This is a genomic window from Rothia sp. 18CD1-1 (assembly GCF_055285355.1).
Genome location: NZ_JBUZLI010000002.1, coordinates 48,259 through 71,346 on the forward strand (window position 1 = coordinate 48,259; position 23,088 = coordinate 71,346).

23 protein-coding genes are annotated in these 23,088 nt (G+C 49.4%); 15 read left to right on the forward strand and 8 right to left on the reverse strand.

From position 1 onward, the window contains the following. Nucleotides 1–185 precede the first annotated feature (185 nt). The 9 genes from ACS1BR_RS02010 (at nt 186) to ACS1BR_RS02050 (ending at nt 7,701) form a co-directional block, all read left to right on the forward strand. The gene (locus ACS1BR_RS02010) at nt 186–1,034 is read left to right on the forward strand and encodes a PRD domain-containing protein (protein WP_463559833.1); all 849 of its coding nucleotides are present in this window, start codon (nt 186–188) and stop codon (nt 1,032–1,034) included. Nucleotides 1,035–1,229: 195 nt separating this feature from the next. Beyond that, nucleotides 1,230–2,225, forward strand: a complete 996-nt coding sequence (locus ACS1BR_RS02015) for a mannose/fructose/sorbose PTS transporter subunit IIA (protein WP_463559806.1) — start codon at nt 1,230–1,232, stop codon at nt 2,223–2,225. Continuing rightward, nucleotides 2,222–3,034 carry a PTS mannose/fructose/sorbose transporter subunit IIC gene (locus ACS1BR_RS02020; protein WP_463559807.1) on the forward strand — a complete coding sequence of 271 codons (813 nt, stop codon included), beginning with the start codon at nt 2,222–2,224 and terminating at the stop codon, nt 3,032–3,034. The genes ACS1BR_RS02015 and ACS1BR_RS02020 overlap by 4 nt, the downstream gene beginning before the upstream one ends. A 9-nt stretch (nt 3,035–3,043) precedes the next feature. Continuing rightward, a complete protein-coding gene (locus ACS1BR_RS02025; protein ID WP_463559808.1) occupies nt 3,044–3,913 on the forward strand; it encodes a PTS system mannose/fructose/sorbose family transporter subunit IID in 870 nt (289 codons plus the stop codon). A 25-nt stretch (nt 3,914–3,938) separates the two neighbouring features. Continuing rightward, nucleotides 3,939–4,709: an HAD-IIB family hydrolase gene (locus ACS1BR_RS02030; RefSeq protein WP_463559809.1), complete on the forward strand. Its 771-nt coding sequence runs from the start codon at nt 3,939–3,941 to the stop codon at nt 4,707–4,709. Further along, on the forward strand, nt 4,702–5,109 hold the full coding sequence (locus ACS1BR_RS02035) for a hypothetical protein (RefSeq protein WP_463559810.1): 408 nt from the start codon (nt 4,702–4,704) through the stop codon (nt 5,107–5,109). Before ACS1BR_RS02030 ends, ACS1BR_RS02035 begins: the two co-directional genes overlap by 8 nt. A 127-nt stretch (nt 5,110–5,236) precedes the next feature. After that, nucleotides 5,237–6,358, forward strand: a complete 1,122-nt coding sequence (locus ACS1BR_RS02040) for an LLM class flavin-dependent oxidoreductase (protein ID WP_463559812.1) — start codon at nt 5,237–5,239, stop codon at nt 6,356–6,358. A gap of 10 nt (nt 6,359–6,368) precedes the next feature. Continuing rightward, a complete protein-coding gene (locus ACS1BR_RS02045; protein ID WP_463559814.1) occupies nt 6,369–7,109 on the forward strand; it encodes a CE1759 family FMN reductase in 741 nt (246 codons plus the stop codon). 112 nt (nt 7,110–7,221) lie between these two features. Beyond that, nucleotides 7,222–7,701 (forward strand): MarR family winged helix-turn-helix transcriptional regulator, encoded by a 480-nt coding sequence (locus tag ACS1BR_RS02050; RefSeq protein ID WP_463559815.1) that lies wholly within the window; start codon nt 7,222–7,224, stop codon nt 7,699–7,701. Here the strand turns inward: ACS1BR_RS02050 and ACS1BR_RS02055 are convergent. After that, nucleotides 7,698–7,946, reverse strand: a complete 249-nt coding sequence (locus ACS1BR_RS02055) for a hypothetical protein (RefSeq protein ID WP_463559816.1) — start codon at nt 7,944–7,946, stop codon at nt 7,698–7,700. The two genes, ACS1BR_RS02050 and ACS1BR_RS02055, sit on opposite strands and share 4 nt — an antisense overlap. A gap of 10 nt (nt 7,947–7,956) precedes the next feature. Then, entirely contained in the window at nt 7,957–8,358 is a 402-nt protein-coding gene (locus tag ACS1BR_RS02060) for a hypothetical protein (RefSeq protein ID WP_463559818.1), read from the reverse strand. 618 nt (nt 8,359–8,976) lie between these two features. On the opposite strand from ACS1BR_RS02060, the gene ACS1BR_RS02065 reads away from it, so the two are divergent. Genes ACS1BR_RS02065 through ACS1BR_RS02090 form a run of 6 tightly spaced genes read left to right on the forward strand, consistent with a single transcriptional unit; the run spans nt 8,977 to nt 16,478 of the window. After that, nucleotides 8,977–9,129 carry a lacticin 481 family lantibiotic gene (locus ACS1BR_RS02065; protein ID WP_463559819.1) on the forward strand — a complete coding sequence of 51 codons (153 nt, stop codon included), beginning with the start codon at nt 8,977–8,979 and terminating at the stop codon, nt 9,127–9,129. Nucleotides 9,130–9,177: 48 nt separating this feature from the next. Further along, nucleotides 9,178–11,955 carry a type 2 lanthipeptide synthetase LanM family protein gene (locus ACS1BR_RS02070; RefSeq protein ID WP_463559820.1) on the forward strand — a complete coding sequence of 926 codons (2,778 nt, stop codon included), beginning with the start codon at nt 9,178–9,180 and terminating at the stop codon, nt 11,953–11,955. Continuing rightward, complete coding sequence (locus tag ACS1BR_RS02075) at nt 11,952–14,078, forward strand: cysteine peptidase family C39 domain-containing protein (RefSeq protein WP_463559821.1); 2,127 nt, start codon at nt 11,952–11,954, stop codon at nt 14,076–14,078. Before ACS1BR_RS02070 ends, ACS1BR_RS02075 begins: the two co-directional genes overlap by 4 nt. Continuing rightward, nucleotides 14,062–14,967: an ABC transporter ATP-binding protein gene (locus tag ACS1BR_RS02080; protein ID WP_463559823.1), complete on the forward strand. Its 906-nt coding sequence runs from the start codon at nt 14,062–14,064 to the stop codon at nt 14,965–14,967. Before ACS1BR_RS02075 ends, ACS1BR_RS02080 begins: the two co-directional genes overlap by 17 nt. Further along, complete coding sequence (locus ACS1BR_RS02085; protein ID WP_463559824.1) at nt 14,967–15,725, forward strand: ABC transporter permease; 759 nt, start codon at nt 14,967–14,969, stop codon at nt 15,723–15,725. Before ACS1BR_RS02080 ends, ACS1BR_RS02085 begins: the two co-directional genes overlap by 1 nt. Nucleotides 15,726–15,734: 9 nt before the next feature. Beyond that, on the forward strand, nt 15,735–16,478 hold the full coding sequence (locus ACS1BR_RS02090) for an ABC transporter permease (RefSeq protein ID WP_463559825.1): 744 nt from the start codon (nt 15,735–15,737) through the stop codon (nt 16,476–16,478). 275 nt (nt 16,479–16,753) lie between these two features. On the opposite strand, the gene ACS1BR_RS02095 is transcribed toward ACS1BR_RS02090, so the two are convergent. From ACS1BR_RS02095 to ACS1BR_RS02120, 6 genes are all read right to left on the reverse strand, one after another. Further along, on the reverse strand, nt 16,754–17,308 hold the full coding sequence (locus ACS1BR_RS02095; protein ID WP_463559826.1) for a hypothetical protein: 555 nt from the start codon (nt 17,306–17,308) through the stop codon (nt 16,754–16,756). Nucleotides 17,309–17,338: 30 nt separating this feature from the next. Further along, nucleotides 17,339–18,262 (reverse strand): hypothetical protein, encoded by a 924-nt coding sequence (locus ACS1BR_RS02100; RefSeq protein ID WP_463559827.1) that lies wholly within the window; start codon nt 18,260–18,262, stop codon nt 17,339–17,341. Between the two features lie 200 nt (nt 18,263–18,462). After that, entirely contained in the window at nt 18,463–20,022 is a 1,560-nt protein-coding gene (locus ACS1BR_RS02105; RefSeq protein WP_463559828.1) for a hypothetical protein, read from the reverse strand. A 114-nt stretch (nt 20,023–20,136) separates the two neighbouring features. Continuing rightward, nucleotides 20,137–20,706, reverse strand: a complete 570-nt coding sequence (locus ACS1BR_RS02110; protein ID WP_463559829.1) for a hypothetical protein — start codon at nt 20,704–20,706, stop codon at nt 20,137–20,139. A gap of 176 nt (nt 20,707–20,882) precedes the next feature. Next, nucleotides 20,883–21,464: a hypothetical protein gene (locus ACS1BR_RS02115; RefSeq protein WP_463559830.1), complete on the reverse strand. Its 582-nt coding sequence runs from the start codon at nt 21,462–21,464 to the stop codon at nt 20,883–20,885. Nucleotides 21,465–21,602: 138 nt separating this feature from the next. Beyond that, on the reverse strand, nt 21,603–23,088 hold a 1,486-nt coding region (locus ACS1BR_RS02120; protein WP_463559831.1), incomplete at its 5' end, for an alpha/beta hydrolase.

Below are 23,088 nucleotides of genomic sequence, written 5' to 3' on the forward strand. Positions count from 1 at the left end.
ATAGTAAACCAAAGAAAGAACCCGCCGGAGGGATAGGGGCTTTTCGGTTCCGCGCATTACAGTTGACCGGGCAGAGAGGACACCGGCGATCACCCCCGATGGCACCGGCTCAAAATAATAGTCACCGTGCCATAAGATGGTCTGGTACACGCAGTTTCCAGGGAAGGGAGGGCCCGTTGCGTATTGTGCGTATTTACAACAACAACGTAGCCCTCGCCGCAAATTTTTCGGGTGAGGAGACCGTGGTGATTGGCCGCGGGTTGGCGTTTGGTAAGCGCAAGGGTGACCTGGTGGACCCCACCCGTGTGGAGCAGACCTTTGTACCTGAGGGAAGTACTTCTGATGACCGCCTTTCCTGGTCTCTCTCTGAGATTCCGGCGGATATTCTCGCTCTGGCGGTTGAGCTTGAGGACGAGGTGAAGCGCACGGGAGATTTTTCTATTTCCCACTCTTTTGTGGTTCCGCTCGCCGACCACCTGAATTTTGCTCTGGCGCGTGCCCGGCAGGGGACCGTGGTTGATTACCCGCTGGCTCTGGAGGTTTCTCAGCTTTACCCGCGGGAGGTGGAGTTTGGGCGGCGCGCTGTGGCGCTTGTTGCCGAGCGTACCGGAGTGGTCCTCGGTGAACAGGAGTCTATTCCTCTTGCACTGCATCTGGTCAACTCGCAGTTTGCTGCCGGTGATATGTCGCAGACTTTTCGGATGACAGAGGTTTTCTCACGGATTTTTGATCTGATCTCTGCCTCCTATGGGAAGAGCGTTGATCGGTCATCCATGAGCGCCGCGCGGTTTGTGACCCATTTGCGCTACCTGTTTGTGCGGACCGGCGCGAAGCAGCAGGGGGCATCCGGGGAGGATTCAACACCGGTTTTACGTGAGGCTGTACGGCAGAGCTACCCCACCGCTTTTGCCTGTGCGCAGAAGGTTCATCTGCTTTTGGAGATGCAGTTGCAGCAGGAGCTCACCGACGACGAGCTAACCTATCTCACTATCCACGTGGCACGCCTGGCCAAAGACCTCTCTCTGGGATCCTGACCCGTAGAAGGTTGAGCTGCCAGCCTCTACAAGTTCCCCTCCCGTGTTCTTTTCATGGCCGGGCCTTCAAAGACCCGGTGTTAAGGTCAATAAATTTTTATTTTCACATTGTGAAAGTTGTATCCGTTATCGCCACCGCAGGGTGTAGCTTTGAAGCCGTAACGCACATTTTGCCTAGCCGGTGAGAGGATCACTATGGTTGCAATCATCGTGGCAGCACACGGGGAGTCGGCGCCGGCCCTGTTGGCAACTGCCGGCATGATTCTCGGAGATTTTGATCATGTCCACCCGGTATCTTTTATGCCGGGACAGGGTCCGGAAGATCTTCTAGAGAACTACCGGTCTATCACCCAAGAGCTCCCCGAGGATGAGGGGGTTCTTCTACTCGTCGATCTCTTTGGTGGTAGTCCCTATAACGCCGCGGCCCGCTTTGCCTCGGAGCGTAAGAACACCGATGTTATTGCCGGGGTGAATTTGCCCATGCTCATCGAGGTGATCAGTGCCTCAGCCCGGAAAAGCGCCACCCTCGAAAACCTGGTTGCCACCGCCTACAGGGCTGGGGCCAAGGGTATTCGCGGTTTTCACACTACGGCGGCGCCGGCAACTGAGATACCCGATACACAGAAAACTGCCGGGGAGCCGGCAGAAGATTCTGCGCCCCTGAACCAGCCGGAGCCGGCCCAGCCCGGCGGCCATATGGACGTCACCTTTCTGCGCATCGACTCCCGTCTCATTCACGGCCAGGTGGCCGGTAGCTGGGTGAACAATATTGCCCCGCAAACCCTGATCGCCGCATCCGATCAAGCCGCCCACGACCAGCTGCGCAAAACCCTACTTCTACAGGTGGCACCCTCACACATTAAAACCAACGTGCTCGACATCGCTAAAACCGGCCGGGTCTATCGCAACCCCAAATACACCGGAATGAAAACCATGATTGTGGTGGAAAGCCCCCGGGACGCGCTGCGGCTTCTCGACGAGGGTGTAGAGGTCACAGAGATCAATGTGGGAGGGGTAACCTTCAAGCCCGGCATGAAGCAGGTCTCCGACGCTGTCTACGCCACCGATGAAGACATCCGCATCTACCGGGACATAGCAGACCGCGGTATCACACTCACCCTCCAGCAGGTCCCCAACAGCAACCGAGAAGACATGATCAAACGTCTCACAGAGAAAGGTCTCCTACCGTGAGTCCCCTCGAAATCACCCTTATTGTTCTCGTCTCCCTGGTCTGCGGCATGGCCTCGGTACTCGACGAACGCCAATTCCACCGGCCCCTCATCGCCTGCACCCTCATGGGTCTGGTGCTGGGTGACCTCCAGACCGGGATAATTCTCGGCGGTAGCCTGGAGCTCATCGCTTTAGGCTGGATGAATGTCGGTGCGGCCATGGCCCCCGATTCCGCGCTCGCCTCAACGATTGCCGCGATCGTGGTGATCGAGGGGAATCAGAGTATCCCCGAAGGTATTGCCCTTGCTGTGCCGCTGGCAGCAGCGGGCCAGGTCCTCACTATTTTTGTGCGAACCATTACTGTTTTCTTCCAGCATCAGGCAGACAGGTATGCCTCCGAGGCAAATTTCAGGGGTATAGAAATGGTGCATTTCTCCGGTCTGCTCTTGCAGGGTCTGCGCGTGGCGGTGCCTACCGCTGCGGTTGCCGCCGTTGCCGGAACCGATATTGTTCAGAGCTGGCTCGATTCTATCCCCGATGTTGTTACCTCGGGTCTGCAAGTGGCCGGCGGGTTTATTGTGGTGGTGGGTTACGCCATGGTGATTAACATGATGAAGGCTAGATCGCTGATGCCCTTCTTCTTCCTGGGTTTTGTGCTGGCAGCCTTCATTCCAGAGTTCAACCTGGTTGGTTTGGGCATTATTGGCGCCTGCCTGGCGGTGATCTATGTGCAGCTTAATCCGGTTTTTCACGATTCCATTGTTGCCCCGGCACCAGCGGCAACTACCGGTGCGGGGTCATCGGGCGATCTTGATAACGAGCTTGAGTAGGAGTAAACCATGACAGCAGAGAGTAATAATCCTGTGGAGACTACCCGCGCCCCGGAGCGTGAACTGACCCGCGGTGACTACTATTCCACCTATTTCCGTTCTACCTTTCTGCTTGGCTCTTTTAACTTTGAGCGTATGCAGGCTATCGGTTTTGCGGTGTCTATGATCCCGGCCATTAAACGCTTCTATTCTAAGAAGGAGGATCAGGCTGCGGCCCTGAGCCGGCACCTTGAGTTTTTCAATACTCAGCCCTGGATCGCGTCTCCCATTATCGGGGTTACCGCGGCTATGGAGCGGCAGAAAGCTGCCGGTGAAGATATTGATGAGGCCGCGATTACCAACGTGAAGGTGGGTCTGATGGGTCCGCTGGCGGGTGTGGGAGACCCTATTTTCTGGGGTACTGCCCGTCCTGTTTTAGCCGCGCTCGGTGCGTCTTTGGCCCTTGCCGGCGGTAGTATTCTGGGGCCGCTCGTCTTCTTTTTTGGGCTCACTATAATCCGTGTCCTCACCCGCTGGTACGGTTTCAAGATGGGCTACCAGAAGGGCGTGGAAGTGGTGTCTGAGGTGGGCGGTCATACGCTGCGTCGTCTGACCCAGGTAGCCTCTATCGTGGGTTTGTTTGTGATGGGTTCTCTGGTGTCCCGGTGGACAACCATTAATGTGCCCCTGGAGATTTCGCGCTATACGGCACAGGATGGCTCCGAGCAGGTAGAGACGGTGCAGTCGATTCTCGATAGCCTTTTGCCGGGGCTGCTGGCTCTGTTGCTGACTTTCCTCTGCATGTGGTTGCTCAAGAAGAAAGTGAATGCTATTTGGATTATTTTCGGTATGTTTGCTTTGGGTATTTTTGGGTACTGGGCAAATATTCTAGCCCCCTAGGTTTCACGAGCTGGTAAGGAAGTCCATGAAAAAGCTCCTGGCGTGCGATGTTGATGGCACCCTTCTTTTTGATCGCAGGGTTGAGGCCGAGACTGTGGCGGCTATTGCCCGCTGGCAGCAAGCGGGCAATCTTGCGGTGTGCAACACCGGTAAAAGTATTTTTGCCAACCAGATTGCCTTCAAAGATTCCGGTATCGCTTTTGACTACTATGTGCTGTATACCGGCGCGGTGGTAACCGATCAGGATTACTCTATTCTGACCAAGAGAACCCTGGATTTTGATGTAGTGAGGGCTGTGGTTGACCATCTGTCCGGTAGGGATAGTATCAGTCTTTTTGCCACCACCGTGGATCGTGACTATCGGCTGAGTGATGGTACCGGCGAGGTCCCCAGTGTTCTTCCGGCTTTTTCGCCGCTGGGTCTTTCTGAGCTAGCAGATCATGAATACGTGGGTATTCCCATCTGGTCGCCCAACCCCGAGCAGCGCGCGGAGATTTTTGACTGGATCATCGAGAATTTTGCAGACCGTGTTGACTGCCACCGCAACGTAGATTTTCTTGATATTGTGCCCCGTGGCTGTGACAAGGGTTCGGGGCTGAAGTGGCTGGTGGATAACCAGCTGGCCGGTGAGAAGGTTGAGGTTTACACTATCGGGGATTCCTGGAACGATCTCAGTATGCACGCTTATGCGGATTATTCGGCGTCGTTTACGTACTCTCCCGCTGATGTTCGCGAGTCCACCGGGGCGGTGGTCGATAAAGCATACGAGTTTATTAACCGGGTGCTTGATGTCTAGGCCGAGTTTTAGGGAGACCTTTATTGCGGTGGGTCGGCGCACGCTGGACAAGGACCGGCAGGGTGAGGGTATTTATATCGTGTCGGTTGCCCCTATAGTGACGGGACTGATGGTGGTCGCCGCCCTGCTTTATGTGTGGACCCGTGGCTGGGGCACCCTTGTTGCTCTGGTGTGCGCGCTGGTGGTCTTGTGGGGGCGCTGGGTGTTGCAGCGGCAGGCGTCTAAAGATTTTGCTGATCTGTATATGTCGCAAGACGGGTTTGAGAAAACGGGCAAACCCGAGTATTTGGATTTTATTCGTTTGCGGACTGAACAGATGCTTCGTGACAATAAGGCGCTTACCTCTGCCGCTAGGGCTGAAATTGTGTCTTTGCAGGGCTGGGAGAGGGAGCAGCGGTAGTTGTACTGCCCGGCGCAGAAAGGCCGGTGGCCGGTCCCCACTCCCCAAAATACTTTACTTGTAAAGTATTTTGATATATTGTTACAGATGTAAAAGATAGTTCTTCGAGATATTTAAGGAAAATATTATGCAATTCGGTATCTTCTCCGTAGGCGACCTCACCCAGGACCCCACAACGGGCAAGACCCCCAGTGAGCACGAACGCATCAAGTCATATGTGGAGATTGCCCGCAAGGCGGAAGAGGTGGGTCTCGACGTTTTCGCGCTGGGCCAGCACCACAACCCTCCCTTTGTCACCAGCTCCCCCACCACAACCCTGGCATATATCGGCGCTCAGACCAAGAATATTATTCTCTCCACGGCTACCACTCTGATTACCACCACGGACCCGGTGCGTATCGCCGAAGACTACGGTATGCTCCAGCACCATCTTGATGGCCGCATGGATCTTATGCTGGGCCGCGGCAATACCGGCCCGGTGTATCCCTGGTTTGGTAAAGATATCCGGCAGGGTGTCAGCCTGGCTATTGAAAACTATGCGCTGCTGCACCGCCTCTGGCGTGAGGAATATGTGAACTGGCAGGGCAAGTTCCGCACCCCGCTCAACGGGTTCACCGCTACCCCGCGTCCGCTCGACGACACCCCGCCGTTTGTCTGGCACGGCTCTATCAGCACTCCCGAGATTGCCGAGCAGGCCGCCTATTACGGGGACGGCTTCTTCCACAACAACATTTTCTGGAATAAAGAGCACACCGAGCAGATGATCCGCCTTTACCGTGAGCGTTTTGCCCACTACGGGCACGGCACCGCTGAACAGGCGATTGTCGGTCTGGGTGGCCATGTTTATATGGCTAAAAATTCTCAGGACGCGGTGCGCGAGTTCCGCCCCTATTTTGATCGGGCTCCCGTTTACGGTGGTGGTCCTTCGCTGGAGGATTTTGCCGAGCAGACCCCGTTGACCGTGGGTTCACCTCAGCAGGTGATTGAGAAGACTCTGACTTTCCGTGACTATGCCGGTGATTACCAGCGGCAGCTTTTCCTTATTGATCATGCTGGCCTGCCTCTGAAGACAGTGCTTAAGCAGCTTGATATTCTGGGTGAGGAGGTTGTGCCGGTTCTTCGTCAGGAGTTCGCCAAGAATCGTCCTGCGGATGTTCCCGAGGCACCCACCCACGAGCAGCTGGTGATCCGTCATCGGGCGGGGAAGGATCCTCTGCCCGGCGGTTCTCGCGCCCAGGCTAACCGGTAAGGGGAAGAAAATGGATACTGTGAAAATTGCTGTTGTTACGGCGGGTCTTTCTGAGCCTTCAGCTACGGCTCTTTTGGGGGTTCAGCTGCGGGAGGCTACGGAGAAGGCTCTGTCTGCTCGGTCTCTGTCAGCGGATTTTGAGGTTATTCCGCTGCGCACGCTCTTCAAGGAGATAACGTCCCACTATCTCACCGGTTTTCCTACCGGTCAGCTTGCTCTTGCCCTCGATGCGGTGCGGGATTCCGACGCGGTGATTGCGGTGACCCCCACTTTTAAGGCCGGCTATACCGGTATGTTTAAGAGTTTTTGGGATCTGATTGACGATGATGCTCTGTTGGGTAAGCCTACCCTGTTGGCGGCTACCGGTGGCACGGCTCGGCATTCGCTGATGATTGATACCGCGATGAGGCCGCTGTTTGCCTATTTCAAGGCGCAGCTGGTTTCTACCGGGGTGTTTGCGGCGACCGATGATTTTGGTGCGGATACCTCTTTGCAGAGCAGGATTGATCGGGCTGGCGGTGAGCTTGCGAGTATGCTTGCCTGGAAGGTGGGTGCCGATCCTGTCGATGAGGATGCTGAGGGTTCTTCCGGCCCTGTTTTCGATGACAGGGGCGGGGCTAACAGCGGTAGTTTCTTTGGGATTGCTGTTGAGTCGAGCCAGGCTGATGAGAGCTCCGGGAAAGTCTATAAGGCGCCGGGGTTGGAGCCGTTGAAGGTAACTCCTTTTGAGAAGCTTTTAGGATCTATGTAGCTTTTCTTTAAAAAATTTTTGGTGTCCCCCCGCATATCTGTTGGGTTGACTGGTATGTTTATCTGAAACGAGGCGAGAAACTTCGAGAAAGATAAACTAGGACCACACCCCTATGACAGCAGATTTTCCTCCCGAAATTGGTGAGCTGTGGAGACTGTATACGCAGGTATATAGCAGTTTTAATAGCCATCTTGACAGGGTACTTCGGCAAGAGGCCGCCATGCGGTTCAACGACTACCGTATTCTTACGGTGCTTGCGAACGCGGGCGGCTCGGCCGCGGGGCGGGACGTGAATACTGTTCGGATGGGCCGGTTGGCGGCAGAGCTCAATGCGTCTCCTTCCCGGCTCACTTACCAGGTTGATCGGCTGATTCAGCGCGGGTGGTTGGAGCGTACCGCGGTGGAGAAGGATCGCCGCGGTAAGGTCGTGTTTATCACCGAGCGGGGTTATACCGCTTATCGTGACGCCGCCCAGGTGCATCGGCGGGAGCTGCATGAGATTTTGAGTGCCAGAATTTCCCGCTATGAGGCTGAGATACTGACCTCGGTAATTCGGCGGATCCTTCGGGGGATTGAATCGCGAAAAGGCTAGTTTTCTCGGCTGTGGCTGCCGCTAGTTTTTTGGGTTGAGGCTTTGGGTATGGTACCGACCAGCTGCGCCCTGTGTAGGTGTTCACGGTTGGCTAGAACCACCAGTGACATGGCGTTGAGCGCTAAACCGATGATAAAGATGATCCAACCGATGATCATGAGGGAGGTTCCGGCTAGAACTGCCCCTACGGTGAGGGAGACCGCCGATACCAGGTAGACGGGTGAGAAAAGGAATTTGGTGTTCACGGCCCCTGCCCTATCGGCTGCGTGGGCGCTGCGGGCGGGTGCGGGGGATTTTTTCTTCCCGACGGTCGTACACCTGCTCCTCGTCTGTTTCGATAACCCGGTGCGCTTCGGTGTCGGCTGCGGGTTCTTCGATGGTGTGCAGGGCTACCGTCATTTCGTCGTCCGGGGTGGGGGCCGGTTCTGGTTCGAAGTGTTCTTCCTCGTGGCTGTCGTAGATAAAGGTGGGGATGGGTCCGCCTTTATAGCGCCGGATAGATACCAGGCTGGCGAGGACATTGAGAGCAAGGGCGATCAGAAGCAGTAGCCAGCCGAACACGGTTGCTGCGGTGGAGTTCAACCCGATGAGGATTGCTCCCACAACGATGCCCGCAAGAGAGGTGAGGAATGCCGGCGAGAGTTCTTTGGTATCCATTGTTCCTTAGCTGTTTTGGTGGTCGGATTCGGTGTATCCGGTTTGTACCGGCTGAAGTTTATTTTAGGGTAGGTCCCTGAAAAATAAATACAAGGATACTTATACACTAGCGGGAATGTCACTTGTCTTCCACACCTGCGGGCACTCGTGTTTCTTGCGGTCTAAAATTTTTGCCGGGCGAGGCGCTGATGTCCAAGGGATCAGCTCTCACAAGATAACGGTCGAGCTTTGATCCTGCCCCGGTGCGCTTGTTGCTACTCCTGGCAGAGACGGGTAGGTGAATCTGATTTTCTACACAACATACACCTACTGGAACACATCTACTGGACTTCTTACACTTTGAGTGTTGATATGACCCGAATCTAGGACTACAACCTCTGTATGTTCTAGGTGACACGGGAGAGTAAGCCCCGCCCTTACCCCACCCTAATATTTCAGGGATCAGATGCAGCCACCCTCTCCCCTTGCATCCGTCCTACATAGAAGACAATCCAAGCAAGACACATCCTCGAATAATTTCTGAGTAATCTGCAAACCCACTAGCGAACCCACTAGTCAGGATGATACTATGAGAATTACCAGGGCTGTTGTGATTCTAAGTACACTAAGGAGGAGATTATGAAAGATCTTAACCTAACTGCTCTTTCCGCCTTGGAAGAGCTTACTGATCACGAAATGGATTTGATTCTCGGCGCAAGCGGAGTCATCCACACCATTTCACACGAGTGTCACATGAACACGTGGCAGTTCCTTTTCACTTGCTGTTCATAGTTTCTAAGGATCCCTGGACAGCCAAATAAGAGATAGATTAGAGACAAGATGAAACACAACAACCCTGGGCCCTACGATTCTGAAAAAGTTCTATTCGCGTCTTACCTTAACAGGATTTTAAACATTCAAGATAAAAAATTGCCAAATGAACTATCATTATTAGCAGTCGAAAAAAATATCATAGAATCCATTGGATCTGCACTTATATATATCATAAATGATTATTCACAAAAAGGCCGATTAAAAGGCATTACCCCAGAGGATCGATATCATTTCTTCAACTCAGATGAAGATACCATCGAAACTGCATTCGAGGATATTAAAAATTTATTTCCTTTTGCATTTAAAAGACTCCACCATCGTCTAGCGTCTCTTTCAGAAACTACTCATAAAGTTCTAGATATCTTCAACAATGACTATGATGAATTATGCTCTCAAGAAATAATTTCGGCAAATTCCCGGATAGTTGAGGTAGAGCCCTGTGGTGATTTTCATAGGTCACACTGTACTTATTATTTGAAGTTTCTTAACGGCGGCGGAGTTTATTTAAAATGGCGAACATCAGATAATGAGCAATTAATTTCAGATCTTCTTAAAATTCTTGGAGAAAATGAGATCTCACTCTGTTCTAAAACTCTAAACCGAGGAAATTATACTTGGGTAAAGGAAGTTGTTCGAGAACCTTTAGATAGCAAATTACAAGCAAATGAGTGTTTTAGAAATATTGGAAAACTGGCTTGTGTTGCTTATCTACTCGGAATAACAGATTTACATCACGAAAATATAGTTCCAGTTCGAACAGGTTTTATTGCTATTGACTGCGAAACCACAATGACAATAAATACACGCCCTCCTAAGGATACCTCTTCCGCAACTCAAATTATAGGATCATCAATTATTAACTCCGTTCTTGGTTCTGCAATTTTCCCTGTAGGAAATGCGGGAGAGCTGTATGGTGGAGATATTTCCGCTTTGGGATCTGGTCACTATATAACTGAACAGCGGGTTCTCCTCAATGTATTCCGGGATGATATTTGCTATAAACGCAAACTAGTAAAATCTACTAACACCAAACATCTTCCTTTTGTGATTATTAACGGAGTTGAGACAACTCTTGATCCTATCGAGTATAAAAATGAGATTATTAAAGGTTTCAGAGAAATCTACAAAAAAGCATTAAGGAAAAAAGATGAGTTATATAAACTTATTTCTAACGTTCGTTTACAGCCTCGAATTCTTTATCGTCGAACAGCTGACTATAATGCAATTATAACATTTACTTCCTCACCCCGTTTTAAAGAAAATTATTCCGAAAAAATCTATCAACTACTTGATTCAGTATCCGGTATTCCTAATGAAATTATTCATTCAGAGAAAAAATCACTTTTAAATGGAGATATTCCACTTTTCCAGGTGGACACCTTCACTGGTGACGTCTATGAATCTAGTTCTAAAAAACTAGAACATCTCCCTGAATCTCCTCGCGATGCCTATAAGAAGCGTATTAAATCATTGAATTATAAGGACTTGGAGAAACAAGTACAAATTATAGATTTTTCTTTCTTAGGTGCTACGTTACAATTAGATCCTAGAAGAGCGCAGCCTTTATACCAACCACTCAGTCAAGCTTCCATTGATGATGCAGCAGTATCAATTTTTGAATCTTATTTCAATTCAGCTGTAATTTCTGAAAAAGATGGTTCTATAAACTGGCTTACTGTCCGTGTCGACGATCGAGACAGGCTCGAACTGTCCCCCTTACCAACCGATATATATGGGGGATTAGCTGGTGTTGGTTTATCTTTCTTAAGTTATTATTCTGCTTTTAAAGATCCCCGTGCAATTCAGCTAATTCAAGGAATTGTTAATAGTTGTGAAATTGAAATTGATAATACTCACTCTCCCTTATATACCTCTCAATTTTCTTATTATACAGGTTTATTTGGAGTTGCGAGTTTTCTATCAAAGGCTAGAGATATACCTGAAATAAATATTTCAATTGATATCAATCAAATATTTAATAATATATCTGGTCAATTTCTTAAATCTGAGGAAGAACTGGACATTATAGCAGGCCTGGCGGGAACTGTCCTTTCCCTACCACGAAAGAATTACTCCGATTTTTTGTCAGAAGAACAGCTCTTATCTATAGGTGATAAATTATTTTATTTAGTTACCGATATGTGGACCAATGGGAGTGAAAAATGTGCTTTAAATGCAAGTTTTGCTCATGGACCCTGCGGAATCGCTTCAGCGCTTTTAAATATTTTTACCCTTACGGGAGAGAAGAAATTTATAGATGCTTGGTCTAAAGCTTGGAATAAAGAAAACGATTTTAAAGATATATCGGGTAAATTTTGGATAGACACCCGCAAAGAAGATAGAACGCCATCTCCACACTGGTGCCATGGACTAACTGGGATTTTACTTACACGTAATTACTGGCTTGAATTAGATCGTGAATTCTGTTTCTTATCTTTTGAAGATAAAAGGGAAATCTATGATGAGGTACAGATTGCTCGCCAGGGTATCGAGGATATAGGACTCCGTATGGATAATCTTTCATTATGCCACGGCGTGACTGGAAATCTATCCACACTGCAAATTATTTCTCCAGATCGAGACCTTGATGAAGAGTGGAGATCTCTTGCATGGTATGGTCTCAATAAAGGATGGCTTTGTGGACTATCATCCAAATTTGAGTCTATGAGTGCTATGACCGGTTTGGCTGGAATATTACAAGCTTTTTCATTTGTAAAAATTAAAGATTTTACTAATTCTGATTTGCTCTGGCCAAACGGAGATTTTGGAGGTAAAAGATCATGAAACTTGTATTGCAAAATTCAGAGCAGGATTGCCTACTCGCCTGTGTCTGTATGATCATGAGTACTCATGGGTATGATTTTACCCCTGGACAGTTGTTTAAAGCAGATCTATTACCAGCTGATGGTCTTTCCATTGGTGATTTAAAATCTATTGAACAAAATCTCGGTATTCAAACTCGCGGTTTTAAAGATCCATATGGATCTATACTAAATGATAAGGAAAATAATTCTGTTCCACTCATTGCTCACTGGAGAAGGTCACATTTTATTGTTGTCGAAAAAATTCGTCGCAATAATATAAAAGTTATTGATCCCGCAATTGGCCGTTTTACTATTTCAAAATCTGATTTTCTTAGATCTTTCACTGGAGTTTGGATTACTATTACCCAAGAAAAGGAACCTGATATAGATTCTTTAGGTCCTGCCCAAAAAAGTAAAGCTCTAAAATCATTTTTAAATAGAGGTTTATGGCCGCTTATCTACGCACTTGGTATTGGTCAGGCAGCTTCCATCATAATAGCTTGGACTATTCAAAAAATATCAGATATAACTCATACATTTATTTTTTCTGTAATTATGATAATCTTTATTACAGCTCTTTATATTCTATCTACTTTTTCCCTTTCCCGATCACAGGGTATACTTACAAGAAAATTTGAAGAAAAATATTCATATCCATTGTTTATGAGTGTACTCAAACAACGATTTATATTCTTTAAACAGCATACAGTTGGGAGTTTGCTTGAGTTAATTAGTCTGCGCGGGACGATTCGTGATACCATCCTTAATAACGGGTTGCCGTCAGCTATAAATTTTATTACTGTTTTCGCACTAACTGGATATCTCGCTTTTATTTCTCCAATTATTGCAACTCTAGTTTGCCTCATATCGTTATTTTATCTAGCTATATCGAGTTTAGCTGTTAAAAATGAGCAGTACGCATCTGCAAATTATATGCAGGAACAAGTATCGTTCAGTTCAAATATGCAGGAAAGTTTATCCAATATTATCGAGACAAAAACTCTGAAGACGGAAGATATTATCTTAAATCAGTGGACGACAGCAAACAAAAATCTATATTCTTATTTTGTCAATACACTGCGAGCTCAAAATATCTCAACTTTAGTTCGCAATATATTTTATGCAACAATTATTATCGTTGTCGCTACTTTCTCGCTAAAACTTTATGAACATGGGCAGATTACAGTTGGATCTCTAGTTGTCTTGCAAGCAATCACTGGCATGTTTGCAGGGTCAATAAACTCTCTTCAGATTTTTCTTACTGCGATAGCTCGCTCCCATGTATACGAACGAAGACAGTACGGGTTGTGGTCACCAGAAGAACCTGCTGAAGATCTTAGGACGTCTATTAATACACCAGACACAACTGATAATCCAAAAGATACAGATATGATAATAGAAATGAAAGATATCTATTATTCTTATCCGCGGAGACCACCTGTTTTCGAGAAACTTAATTTAAGTGTTAATAAAGGAGAAAAAATAGCTATCCTGGGAGCTTCTGGCACTGGGAAGAGTACTCTCCTTCATCTTATGCTTGGCCTTCTTGATCCCACAGCTGGAAAAATTTCTGTTAATTTCGATTCGCACAAAAAACTTGGGATCGTACTCTCGGGTATGGAACTTAAACAGTCTTCCCTCCGTGATAATCTTATCTATGATGGGCGATTTACTGATCGGGAGATTTTTAAAGTACTTCAAATTGTTGGGCTTGATTCTCTAGCTAAAACACTTCCCCTTGGATTAGAATCTGCAATATTACAAAATGGATCTAATTTCTCTTCAGGTCAGGCGCAAAGAATTTTACTTGCACGTTCTTTGTTAAGAGGTAAGGATATAGTTGCTTGGGATGAAGCTCTTAGTCGATTAGATCAATTGACACGAAATGATTTATATCATAAAATATTTTCAAATCCAGCATATCGTTTTGTAACTATGTTGATTATTAGTCATCATTCTGATATTGTTCCCTTTATGGATAAAATTATCTTTATCAAAAGCACTGATAATAATGTTCTCATAGGTCACCACGAAGATTTACTTGCTGATAAAGAATATCGCGGGTATTTCAAACGAGAGGAGAGCAATGCAACCGATAGTTGAGACACGCGAACTCACAAAGAGGTTTGGGGATTACGAGGCTGTTTCATCACTGGACCTCAACGTTCCCGAAGGGTCTATTTATGGCTTCCTCGGCCGTAATGGTGCGGGTAAGACCACCGCTATGAAGCTTCTCCTCGGCCTTGCTCAACCAACCTCCGGCAAGTTCACCATTTTTGGTCAGCCCTTTAACCGTCGGTCCACGCTCAAACAGATTGGTTCCCTGATCGAGCAGCCCTCTTTCTACGGACATTTAACCGGGCGTGCCAATCTTGAAATCGTCGCAAAAATTAAGGGGGAAAACAGCAAACGAATAACCGAGCTACTGAAAATCGTCAACCTTGAGCAAGCTGCGAATAAGCTCGCGCGGTCATACTCTCTGGGAATGAAACAGCGTCTAGGTCTAGCCATGGCCCTGGTAGGGCAGCCACGGTTACTGATCCTCGACGAGCCAACAAACGGACTAGACCCCGCCGGTATTCACGAGATGCGTGAACTCATCTGTGAGCTGCCTTCGCACTTCAATACCACGGTTTTGGTCTCCAGCCACATTCTGTCCGAGATCGAGCAGATGGCCGATACAGTCGGCATCATTAACCAGGGACAACTGGTCTTTGAGGGTCGATTAACAGACCTCCAGGATAAAGGCCATATCATAATTCGATCCAGTGACCCCGCCACCAGCCTTGAAGTGGCCCATACAATGGTTGATTCCGCTTGCACACAGGTGAACGACCGGGAGATTCAGCTTCCGGTGGTGCCAGACTCACAGCTTCAAAAGATTATCTACCAGCTCGTCGCCGTCCGAGGGGTTGGTGTCTCCCGTGTAGAGCTCCGACGCGAAACTCTCGAGTCAATCTTCCTGCGCCTGACAACGGAAGGTATTCGATAATGGTAGCCGCATTATTTTCAACCGAGTTTAAAAAATATTTTCGTTCCCGCTACGGAGTTCTTCTCTGTGCGCTAATCGTTTTCGAGAATCTCTGGCTGACAGCAGCCCTCATAGTTGCCTTATCACGCGAGACGGTGGTGAATAAATCGCTCCTGTACGCGCTCGTCCCATCAGCACAGATTCATTCTTTACTCGCCCCTATCATGCTGACGGTGCTAGCATCAAAGGTTGCCACGATGGAGCATGATGCTCGATCCTATAAGCTCCTATTCGCTAACGGGGTGGAACCAAAAGCACTGTTTATATCCAAGTCCTCGATTCTCTTGATGAGTAACCTTCTTATCTCCGCCGTCCACTGTCTGACTATTGCCGGGGTGGTGGCGGCAAAAGGAATCAATCTGTCACTTGATATTCTGCTGTTATATTTTACGGGTATTCTCCTGGCGGGTATTGCCGTATCGGCTATCCAGCTGTATTTAGCGCTCTGCTACGAGAAGCAACAGATTACGCTGCTGGTGGGTGGCCTTGGCGGATTTATTGGATCGATGACTATTTTTGTTCCACAGATAGTTGCAATGATTTTACCTTGGCAGTATTTTGGACTGTTATTACCCGCTTCACCCACCTACGAAGATGGGGCGATGGTTGACCTAACCCTCATTCCCCACTACGGGCTCATGATTTTCTTTGTCGCGATAGTTGGTCTTATTCTGAGTCCAATTCTAGCCTATGTATTTCAGAAGAAAATTTTAAGATAAGGGGGAGTTGTGATTAATTTTTTTCTCATTGAAAATCGGAAAGCACGCCGAGAGTGGATTTTCTACCTTGTAACTATCGGTTTTGCAGTTCTCAATGTGACTAATGGAATCGCCAACTATCTACAGAATAAAAGCGTATTTGAAGCTAGCGGAGTGACCTGGCTTGCTATATGGGGTCAGGGTGCACTCCTGTGGTCGGTCATCTTCCTTCCTTTTGTTCTCACGCTCTACTGCGGCATGCTCTCCAGTATCGACAATGCGGATAGAAACTGGCAACGCCTTAGCTCCTACGGTATGGCGTATTCGGCTTACCTTGCCAAACTTATTAAAGCGTTCCTGTTCGCGTGCTTTGGTCAAGGGTTTTTTCTTATTGCTGTTCTCTTATCGGGCCTAGTACTAGGTTTTAACCTTGAATCTGATACGGTGTACCGTTTTGCTTCTTGGGCTCTGCTTGGCGCTCTGGGGGCTACTTCTATTTGTGCCTTACAGCTGTTGCTAGGTCTCTACATTAGATCCTATCCCGCGATCGTGGGGGTCGGAATCGTTGGAGCGTTTATGGGTCTGGCGGTATCCCTTGCAGTTCCGGCAGCAAATATATTTTTCCCCTATTCCCAGGTGATTCTGGGCAATCACGTCAGAGAGCTCGCTCCCTTCCCTCCCGTGATGCTTGCAGTATTTTTGCTTTTTAATTCTATTTGTATCACCTTTCCGTCTGTTCTAGCGCTTGCTAAACTGCGCAATCTCTCGCAGTAGTCATCAATCTATCGCGAATAATCTTCTACAGGAGGTAAATTAATTGAATACCCGCATTGCAACCTATGTTATGTCGACCTTTGCTATCATTCCCTGGACGCTCATTGTTTTGCGTTTCTTCGATTTCGCGAGCACTGCCCCGGCCGATAAAATACTTATTTATACCTATGCGGGGATCATGGTTCTTGGGGCAGTGGTAAGCAGTATTTGCTACGCATTCTGTGCGCAGAGACCACTTCGGTTACATTTATTACTCGGTCTTAACTCTCTTTACGCTATTTTTGGGTTGGTTGTTCTGGGCCAGCTTCTGGCCTCATGATTCGTCCTTGCGGGGAGGTAACCCGGTAGAAGGGGTGATGGTATAGCCGGGTGGCCGGGATAAAGGTTTGTATGGTGTGCTGGCTGAGGTGTAGCCCGGTATCCAGGGAAGCCAGCGGTACGGTGATAGTAATAACCGTGCCGATGGTTTGGTTGAGGGTGAATATCTGGAAACAGGCCAGTACCGTCTTATTCTGCACAAAAGAGTACGTGGCCAGGGTGAGGGTTTCTCTTTCTGTGGTGTAGTCCCGCCGGCCGAGCATACACAGGTTCTGCCCGGCGCGGAAGTCGGTGATGGCTTTGAGCTGGTGGTCGGTGTAGGCGGCCAAATCTTGCATGGTAGGGGGTGGCTGTTCAACGGTTGCTACAAGGTTTACCCCTCTCAGGGTTTTTTCGCTGGCGCGGGCCATGATGGCCAGGTAGGGGTTGGGCGCGATGTCTATTCTCCAGTGCTTGGGCAGGTTCAGCACCAGCCCGCTGGTGGGCTCGGTGTAATGAGCGTAGACGCTCATGTGTGTGCCTCCTTATTTTTCGGTTGTGGGTTAGATAGTGGGTGTAGCAGAGAAGTATTCTGCTTGCTGGTGGTCAGGGCTGATGTTTTCTTCAACCGGGCTGGTTTCGCCGGGAAAGCTTTTACGGATCACCTGTTCTGAGCCCAGGGTGAGTCGTCTTTTTTCTTCTAGGGCACGGATCAGTTTCTTGGGTCTTCGTGCCTTGTACAGGGCCCAGGGCCGCCTCTCGCTGGTAAAAACAAAGGACTGGCCGGTAACCGGGTCGGGTTGACCGATAATGATCTGCATCTGCCCGGTTGGTAGGCGGCTGATTTGTATATCGGCCAGGGTGACGTTGGTGAAAGATACCAGCCAGCTATGCCGGCGGATATAGTCTTCATCCGGTGTTTGTACCGCTGACATGCGGCGGTAGTCGATAAAGAGTTCCACGGTGCGGGTACGGGTCTGGTGAAGGTAGGGCTCTTTGGGGTAGTAGATAGATTTACGGTAGTCCAGCTGCTGTGGTGTGACCAGGTGGGTGGGAACAAGCCCGGTGAAGGTGAAAGGCCCGGTGATGGTACCGCGGATGACGTAGCGGTGGATACTGTGCGAGGGGATCTGGGTACGGTACATCCGGTAGCTGGTATGGGTGTTGGTGAAAGCGGTGATTTCGGTGGCGTAGGGCTGGTTGGTACGGCGCAGGTTGGTGATCGGTTCCCGGGCCGGGGCCGCAAGAATAGGGATGCGGTAGTTCCTGGCAGCATGAACATGGTGCTTCTTCTTGTGCTTACCCCAGGCATAGAGCGTGTGATGGGTGTTCCGCCACCACCGAGGACGATAACCAATCAGGAAAGGGGTTTGGAAAAACATAATAATAGTGAAAATCCAGTTAAAACCAACACCAAAAAACATCGCAAGCACACCGATGCTAATAGGAATCGAATAATAGGGGTTAAGCACAGGTATTTGTTGCATTATTGCGCCTATTCCCCCGCCTAAGGCTATAAGCCCCGATCCTCCGGTAGCAAAGAGAATATACTCTGTAGTGAAAGTGTCTCTTACCAGTCCGTGAGACCTATTTTTTCCGCCCCCCACCCAGGCCCAGGCGCCCAGGGTAAATATCGCAAAACTGAGACCATACATTATTGCCGGTGTAATTTCAAAAGAAAACATGCCTAACCCCTAAAAAGCCCTTTGACACCGTTATATGCGTTTCCGAACCCATCAGCGAAAAGATCATCGAATCCGGTTTTTTTGACCGCTTCTTCACCGGCGGCTCCACCGGCTACAGAACCCACGAAACCACCGACCAGCCCGCCGATGGCGGTACCCACACCCGGAACCACCGAACCGATCGCGGCCCCGGCAGCGGCACCGGCAGCAGCCCCGCCCATACTGGCCGCGGTCGTGATCCCGCTAGCTGCACCGGCTCGTATCTGTTTCTCGGTCTCGTCGGAGGACTGATGCTGATCATTCTCGTAATAGTCGCTATAGGTGACCCCGGCACTAATAGCATCCCCAATTAGAGGCACATGTTTAGAGACCTTTCCAACCATGGGCATATACTCGGCAGCCTGACCAATCTTCCCACCCACGTGCTCTGACAGGTACCGTGCATTATCGGCGATAATGTTCTTGGTCTTGCCCTTGTCCTGGATCTTCTGATCATTACTGACCGCGCTCAACGGCAGCTGGTACTTAGGGAAAGCACCTCGAACAGCCTGGGCTATACCGGTAGCTAACTGATCGGTATCGCCTAGCAGCTTTTTACTCCAGGTATCCAGGTTCTTCATATTGGCATCCAGTCTGCCCTTCACAGCGGACTGCAAGTCCACCCGATCCAACCGGCTACCGATTACCCCTGAGGCGAGTTTGATCTTTTCTTTAAAACCGCTGGGGAAATAGACCGGCTCGCTATAGTTGAAAAGCTTGACCAGGGTCTGAGACCTACGCGCACCCGAGCCTTCTCCCAGGCCCAGCCTAACCGAGGCCATAGCCTTCTCAATCGTGCCGATACCGGTAAAAAACAAGTCTTTCTGTAAGGAAACATACTCACCCCAGTGCTCATCATCGGGGCTAGGATGCAGATCCCACATAAATCTGGCCGCATCAGAGAGCACTGAACGGGCCGGGTTATCCTTGTTGACCAGGATATCGACAGGATTGAAGTGATAGCGATCAATCGTCAGCGAGGCTTCCCTGTCATACTCATCTCGAATATCATCAACAACCTCTTGGGCAGCAGCTATACGCTGTTGGGCTTCAATGATTTCACCGCGTAACCCGCCATCACCAAAATCCCCGCCGATAGTGTACAGGGCATCAGGGGTGATACTGCCGTCTTCTTGGCGGGAACTGTTCTCGAGGGCAGTAATCCTACCCTGCAAATCATCAATCAGATCCTGGGCATCGCGTGCATCACGCCAGGCTTCTTGAGCCCGGTCTTGCATATCTTCGAGCTTGTTACGCCAGCTGTTTGTTTCGATAGCTGCCTGACGGAATTCCTCACTGATAAGACCGATCACGCGGGCTGCTTCACTAAAAATATTTTCAAGGCTACGGAAACGGTGGCCCTCAGCATCAATACTGGTGTACTGCTGTACCGTGTGTTGATAACTGTCTACGGTCTGGCTACGCTGGTCCCAATGATGCACCACAGCATCCCACGCCTCGGGATCACCCGGAGCCGGGTCCCCACCCACCAAAGGAAACCAATCACGTGAAGCCTCACTCATGATCCTCTACTCCCCTTCCGCCGGATTGTCAGCAGCTTTAAAAATGTCATAGGTATCTTGACTGTTGCCTTTAGCAGTATTAAACACAGGAGTTGTTTCTGGCCCTTTTGAGTTCTAAGTTGTCACCTCGGGATCAGTGGTGGTTGTGGTGGCGCTGGGTGTGGGCAGATTATCCAGATCAGGCTTGTCCGCCGGATAAGTAATAGGCTCCTCCGCAGGCTCTCGCTTAGCATAATCATCAAAGAAACCATGAATACAAGGGGTCTCTGTGTCGATGACTTCACCAAGTGCACCGGCTATATATTTCAGGCGTATGCCGGTGTCTGTGGTGGTAGCAATCTGAGTCATATCAGGGTCTCGTGCGGTATTAGTCGAGGTAACCTCCCAACCCCGAGAAGCCCAATAGGCTGTAACTTTCTCAATCGCCCGGCCAGCCTGATCAGTGTCTAGACCCAGATCCTGCCCGTAGGTGCGCAGGTCTCCGTCTATTCTGGCGGTTTCTTGCTCAGAACTACAGGAGGTAATGTAGGGACTGAAATCGGTCCACTTGGCCTCCTTAGGGTAGGGGAAGTCCTCACTTGCGTTACGCCAGCGGTAGTTCTCCCCGTGCACGCTCGCAGCAATAGTCCCGGTCAAAGCCGAATAATAATCCTTAAAGAGCTCATTAGCGGTAGGTTCTTCCATTTTTCCTCCTGGGTTCAGGGCACACCCGGTCACCAGTAGCAGAGTACACGCCGGGATCAGGAGTTTGTGTAGGAAGGTTGTACGTAGCATCATCATGGTGTATCGAATAGGGAAAAGAAGGGAACCGCGGCCGAGCTTGGCACACCACCTCTCCCCTGTCTCAGCTCCCCTGATATTTAGGCTGTCGCATCAGGACCACCGGTAGTCTCAGTGGTGGTACTGGGTGCGGGCAGATTATCCAGATCAGGTTTGTCCGCCGGATAAGTGATAGGCTCCTCGGCGGGTTCTTTCTCATTGTAATTATCATCGTACTTATAGAAACCGTGAATACAAGGGGTCTCTGTGTCGATGACTTCGCCAAGTGCACCGGCTATATATTTCAGGCGTATGCCGGTGTCTGTGGTGGTGGCAATCTGAGTCATATCAGGGTCTCGTGCGGTATTAGTCGAGGTAACCTCCCAACCCCGAGAAGCCCAATAGGCTGTAACTTTCTCAATCGCCCGGCCAGCCTGATCAGTGTCTAGACCCAGATCCTGCCCGTAGGTGCGCAGGTCTCCGTCTATTCTGGCTAATTTCTCATCAAAGTCACAGGTTGTAGTGTAGGGGTCAAAGTCAGTCCATTTAGCCTCCTTAGGGTAAGGGAAGTCTTCACTTGCGTTACGCCAGCGGTAGTTCTCCCCGTGCACGCTCGCAGCAATAGTCCCGGTCAAAGCCGAATAATAATCCTTAAACAGTTCATTAGCGGTAGGTTCTTCCATCGTTGTATTTCCTCCTGGGTTCAGGGCACACCCACTCAGGATAAGCAGGGTGATGAGACAAGTGATGAGTGTTTTGGTGATACGGGTTAGCACGGCTAAAACCACCTTGATTATAGAGGGGATGGGTTGTTCTGGGTGTTACCGTATATGAGTGGGTCCGGTCTTCTTTTTGTTTTGGTATTCTTTTTCTTTTTCGGTCAGTTCCTGTTTGGTGATCTGTTCTTCTTCTCCTCGAATAACGGATGAGGTATCCCACAGTGTTGACGTGTTCTCTGAGAGGTAGCCCTGCTGAGAATCCCCATTATCCCGGTATAGATCATGTCCGTCTACATCTTCGCGATCCTGGACAGTCTCGGCACTGAATTTAGTAATCCCGTCTACCATGTGAGGGGCATATTTAGAACCGGAATAACCTTTCATGTGGATACCATCCTTGGTTGCATCGGCATAGTAGATGTTCTTAGCCCCTTCCTTATTCGGGTTATCCTCAAGTGCTAAGTCAAGTTTTTCCCTGTTATAATCCTGGACCTGATTCCTATCCAGCCCGGCAGAACCCAACAACACCGCAGAATCAGCCTTCGTACCCATATCGGTCAGAGCAGAGAACACCACATCAGTCCCATAAGAATGCCCCACCAGGTTCGTCCGTACCTGATCAGCACCACCGTGGATGGTATTAAAAGTGTCTACATCCTGGGCCAGGCGTTTCCCACCGACATGAGCATTGGTATTACCCCAAACACCACCAGTAGTAACACCTCCCGGGGCCTCGTAATTCATCCACGCCACCGAAGCATACCCCGTCGACCCTTGCTGTACTGCCTGGTTATAGAGGCTGTTGGCCGCATTAATATGGTTCCCTGCACTTTGTATAGCATTGGTTCTAATCCCGTGCACCAACCAAGAGGCGTTCTCAGCCGTATCCAGATTCCCGATCGAGACCGCAGTCATGACATCATTCGAAGGCCGAAACTCACCACCAACATCAGAAATATCCAGGGTAATAACCTGCACATCAACAGTATGACCATACTCAGCAGCAGTTTCTTTGTTCTTGGCTAGTATCGCGGCCGCGGTATCCCCAATATGCTCAGCAATATACCCATCCACCTTATAAGGAATATCCCAATTCTTCTGATCCTCCGGGTTAGAAGACACCATGTGTAACAGGGTCGTATTCGCCACCGACCGATGAGAATACGGCACCCCGTCCAGATTCCCGATCAACCCCGGAGCATAAAGCATCAACACCTTCCGCTGCTCATAAGTAAGCAAACCAGCCCCAGGCACCTGCGCATCCCCCGACGAAATATAATTCCCCCTCTCATCAAAAGACAGCTCAGCATTCCACCACTTTTGAGTCTGCTGAACCTGCCCTAAAGTAAGGTCCTTAATCTGAAGAGTATAAAGCCCCTGGCCCTGATGAGACTCAAAATAGCCAGCTAACTCGTCAGCAGATAGCTCAGCTACCAGATTCAGGTACTCGGTATAACTCTCACCCCCATACCGTGCCGCCTTCTCATAGGCACGCTCCAAATAGACCGGATCAAACTCCCACAAATCACCCCGCACCTGCTCTGTAGTAGCGAAAGGATTACGAGCCTGAAGACTCCTACTATCCGTC